Consider the following 5,108-nt stretch of genomic DNA (forward strand, 5'->3'; position numbering starts at 1 on the left):
TATTGCTTTTATTGTCCATAATTTCCAACTAAAAGCTCAAAAAACGTCTCGCTCAGCTTCTCAATACCGCATTTACAATTACTGACAAAAATCTAAATAAAAAAGTCTCACCCCAAATTTCAGGATGAGACTGTTTATTTATTAGAAAGTAGTTACTTTTTAGTGAGCAAGAGCAGGTTCTTCCGGTTCATAGGCATCAATAGCCACACAGCTACAGAAAAGATTTCTATCTCCATAGGCACTATCCACTCTACTCACCGATGGCCAAAACTTATTCTGCTTCACATAAGCTAATGGATAAACTGCCTTTTCTCTGCTATATGGGTAATTCCAATTATCCGAAAGTGCTGTTGTTGCTGTATGTGGAGCATTTTTCAATACATTGCTTTCCTTATCAGCGATTCCTTCCTCTATTTCCCGAATTTCATTTCGGATAGCAATCATGGCTTCACAAAAACGATCCAACTCTTCGGTAGCTTCACTTTCCGTAGGTTCAATCATCAAGGTACCTGCCACTGGGAAGGAAACTGTTGGTGCGTGGAAACCATAGTCCATTAGTCGTTTAGCAATATCTTCCACTTCTACACCTACCGCTTTAAACTGCCGGCAATCAACAATCAACTCATGTGCATTTCTTCCCTGAGAACCTTTGTAAAGCACAGGATAATGGTCTTTCAACAAAGTTTGAATATAGTTGGCATTTAAAATAGCCAACTGTGTAGCTCTTTTTAAACCATCAGCCCCCATCATGGCAATATAAGCATAAGAGATAGTCAAAATATCCGCACTACCCCAAGGTGCTGCAGAAATGGCGGTAATTCCATTTTCTCCTCCCGTTGCTATTACTGGATTGGAAGGAAGGAAAGGCTTCAGTTCTTCCGTCACACAAATAGGCCCAACACCAGGCCCTCCACCTCCATGAGGAATACAGAAGGTTTTGTGTAGATTTAAGTGACAAACATCAGCTCCAATGGTTGCTGGACTGGTCAATCCAACCTGAGCATTCATATTGGCTCCATCCATATATACACGCCCCCCATTATCATGGACGATCTGACAGATTTCTTTGATACTCTCCTCAAATACCCCGTGAGTAGAAGGATAGGTAACTATCAATGTGGAAAGATCTTCCTTATGCGATTCTGCTTTTTCTTTCAAATCAGCAACATCAATGTTACCATTCTCATCACATTTAACAATTACTACCTTCATTCCAGCCATAACCGCACTTGCAGGATTAGTGCCATGAGCAGAAGAAGGAATCAATACCACATTTCTGTTAACTTCCCCTCGGCTGTGATGAAGTGCCCGAATGACCAATAAGCCGGCTAACTCTCCCTGGGCTCCTGAATTAGGCTGTAAAGAGGTTGCGGCAAAGCCTGTGATCTCAGATAGCCACTTTTCTAGGTCTGTAAATAGTTCCCTGTATCCTTCTGCTTGATTCGCTGGGACAAAAGGGTGCATATTACAGAATTCAGGCCAGGTGATAGGGATCATTTCGGCAGTAGCATTCAACTTCATTGTACATGATCCCAATGAAATCATGGAATGAACCAGAGAAAGATCTTTATTTTCCAACTGTTTGATATAACGAAGCATTTCTGACTCCGAATGGTGGGTATTAAACACTGGATGGGTTAGATAATCGGACTTTCTAACCAATGCCTGAGGCCAATCAATAGCTAAATTTTCGGCCTCCTTCTGTGGATCAAAGTCCCCCAAATCCTGATCAATGGCTTCAGCAAAAATTCCCAGGACATCTTGAATATCTTCTATAGTAGTGGTTTCGTCTATTGCAATTCCAATAAATTGATTGTCAAAATAGCGGAAATTGATCTCCTGAGCCAAGGCCAGTTTCTCAATTTTTTCACTGACAATTTCAGAAGGCATTTCCACCTTAAGTGTATCAAAATAGTTTTCATTAACCTGCTTGTATCCCAGTACTTTCAATCCCTTGTCGAGCAAGCGCGCATGCCCGAGTGTATTTTCAGCAATTCTACGAATTCCATTTGGTCCATGATAGACTGAGTACATCCCAGCCATCACCGCCAATAAAACCTGTGCCGTACAAATATTTGAAGTAGCCTTTTCTCTTTTAATATGTTGCTCACGGGTTTGGAGAGCCATTCGATATGCAGTATTTCCCTCTTTATCTTTAGAAACCCCAATTATTCTGCCAGGAATTTGACGTCTGTATTGCTCTTTCGTGGCAAAATATCCGGCATGAGGGCCTCCATATCCCATAGGAACGCCAAAACGTTGAGTGGTTCCCACTACAATATCAGCTCCAAATTCTCCCGGAGGCGTCAATAAAGCTAAACTTAGAAGATCCGCAATAAATGTTACTTTTAAATCATTTTGGTGAGCAGCTTCTACCAAAGTCTGGTAGTCTTTTACTTCTCCATTCCCATCAGGGTATTGCACCATGATCCCATACAAATCGGAGTCACTAAGATCCACCGAATTGAGGTCTCCTGAAACTAGCTCAATACCAATAGGAAGAGCACGAGTTTGGAGAATATCAAGTGTTTGTGGAAATACATTTTGATCTACAAAAAACTTATGAGCTTTCTTCTTAGCTCCCTTTCTAAGGGCAGCTGACATGCTCATGGCTTCAGCGGCAGCCGTTCCTTCATCAAGTAGGGAAGCATTAGCAAGTTCCATCCCAGTCAGGTCCATGACAGTGGTCTGAAAGTTAATCAAAGCTTCCAAACGCCCCTGTGCAATTTCTGCTTGATAAGGCGTATAAGCGGTATACCATCCCGGGTTTTCCAAAATATTTCTTTGAATCACTCCAGGAGTAATGGTATTATAATACCCCATTCCAATGAAACTCCGAAAAACCTTATTCTTTTGAGCAGTCTTTTTTATATCTTTTAAAAAGTCAAACTCAGACTTTGCTGTTGGCAAGTCCAATTCTTTTTGCAACCGAATAGTCGCAGGAATGGTTTGTTCAATCAATTCCTCTAAAGAATTTGCTCCTACTTTTTCAAGCATCTGGCTAACCTGACGTTGGTCAGGGCCATTATGCCGGGACTCAAATCGCTCGTTATTTCTTAAACTAATTTTCATAGTAGCTCAAAAAAATAATACTTTAACAGTGAAATAAAACGCCTCCTATGCTGGCAGTGCAAAGGTAAAAGATATTTGGAATCTGAGAGGCTTTAATTAAAAAATATTTAACTGAGTTTTAAAAGTTCAAACCTTCAATCTATTGATTTACTGCACCTAATGACACAACCCTCTTCAATTGGGCACCTTCCTTAAAATATAACGAAGAAAAAAGAAGGAGTAAAAAAACCAAGAGTAGAACTCACTTTCAATTCTTTTCCTTACTAAAGCATTTATCAAAAAAAAATATGACTTTTGTATTTAAATTAAATAGTTTTAATCCTAATTATACTTTTAAGAAACAACAATTATCTCAATTTTATTATCGATGAAAAGAGCTTTATTGCTATTGGCAGGTGCTTTTGTTGCCCATGTCAACTTTGCGCAAGACCTAAAATTGGCCCAAAAATACGCCAACACCATTACAATTGACGATCTGCATAAACATGAATCTGTTTTAGCTTCGGATATTTTAGAGGGCCGTGATACCGGAAAAAGAGGTCAAAAAATGGCTGCAGCCTATATTTCAGGCCAATTTCAGCAAGATCATTTAACGGGTCCGGTAGATGGAAAATATTTCCAGGAATTTGAACTTGATGAAAAAAAAATTGATGAAGCATTCCTTGTCCTGAATGGTAAAAAGTTATCAAATTTTACTGATATTTTAGTATGGGGAAAAACCACCCAAAGTGAAAAAGAACTTGAAGTAGTTTTCTTGGGCAAAGGAACAGAAAAGGATTTTGAAGGAATGGAGGTTGAAGGAAAAGGAGTTGTAGTTTTCGCTAAATCGCCACGTTCAGGTTCTGCAGCCAAAAAAGCCCGAGAAATGGGTGCCAAAGCAATTTTTGTAGCTTTTGAAGGTAGTAAGGAAGAATTCACTAAAGTAAAGGATCGTTGGAGCAAATATTTGTCTGGCTCGAGTTTAAGCATCCCTTCCTCAGAGCCTAAAGATAAGTCCATTCGGTTTTTTATTTCTTCCGAACAGGCGGCCGAAATGTTTCGTACCAAGGCAAATAAACTCAGGGCAGCAGCCGAAAAAAATGAAAAGGATGAGAAAAAAAATACCCTTAAGAAATTCAAACCAGGCAAAGTAGATTATTCTTTGGAATTTAAGACTAGAAAGGTGTCTACTGAAAATGTATTGGGCTATATCGAAGGAAGTGATAAAAAAGATGAAGTAATTGTCATCACTGCTCACTATGACCATGTGGGTATACACGATGGCAAAGTCTACAATGGTGCTGATGATGATGCTTCGGGAACTTCTGTGGTCATGGAAATTGCTCAAGCTTTTGCTCAGGCTAAAGCTGATGGTCATGGACCACGCCGAAGTATGCTTTTTATGACGGTTACCGGTGAGGAAAAAGGATTGTTAGGATCGGATAATTATACTCAAAACCCAATTTTCCCATTGGAAAACACGGTTTGTAACTTAAATATTGATATGGTGGGGAGAGTAGATGACGCACATAAGGATAATGAAAACTATATTTATCTGATAGGCTCAGACAAACTTTCTACAGAACTACACAATATTAGTGAAAAGGTGAATAAAGAAACCGTAAATCTGAATTTGGATTATACCTACAACGATGAGAACGATCCTAACCGATATTACTACCGATCAGATCATTACAACTTTGTTAAAAACAATGTGCCGATAATTTTTTATTTTAATGGCACCCATGCCGATTACCACAAAGACACTGACACCATTGATAAAATCAAATTCCCTCAAATGCAAAAAAGAGCTCAATTGGTATTTTACACTGCCTGGGAAGTTGCCAATCGAGAAGAAAGAATAAAGGTAGACAAAGCCAGTGCCGACAATGGAAAATAAGAACTAAGTTATAAAAAACAAAAAGGCAAAGAAGAGGTATTTCTTCTTTGCCTTTTTAATTAATGGGGAAAAAGAAAAATTACTGTCTAATTCCTTACTCTTCCCAATTCATTCAAAAGATATTTAGTAAAGTCTTTACCATCCACTTCTGCATCTT

At 39.0% G+C, this 5,108-nt stretch carries 2 protein-coding genes; one reads left to right on the plus strand and one right to left on the minus strand.

What is annotated here, in order from left to right; translation table 11 throughout:
* Positions 1 to 159: 159 nt before the first annotated feature.
* Positions 160 to 3,072 carry an aminomethyl-transferring glycine dehydrogenase gene (gene gcvP / locus E1171_RS07410; RefSeq protein WP_155205375.1) on the minus strand — a complete coding sequence of 971 codons (2,913 nt, stop codon included), beginning with the start codon at positions 3,070 to 3,072 and terminating at the stop codon, positions 160 to 162.
* Positions 3,073 to 3,439: 367 nt separating this feature from the next.
* On the opposite strand from gcvP, the gene E1171_RS07415 reads away from it, so the two are divergent.
* Complete coding sequence (locus E1171_RS07415; protein ID WP_155205376.1) at positions 3,440 to 4,951, plus strand: M28 family peptidase; 1,512 nt, start codon at positions 3,440 to 3,442, stop codon at positions 4,949 to 4,951.
* Positions 4,952 to 5,108 lie beyond the last annotated feature (157 nt).

It is taken from the genome of Xanthovirga aplysinae, from assembly GCF_009711365.1.
GTDB lineage: Bacteria > Bacteroidota > Bacteroidia > Cytophagales > Cyclobacteriaceae > Xanthovirga > Xanthovirga aplysinae.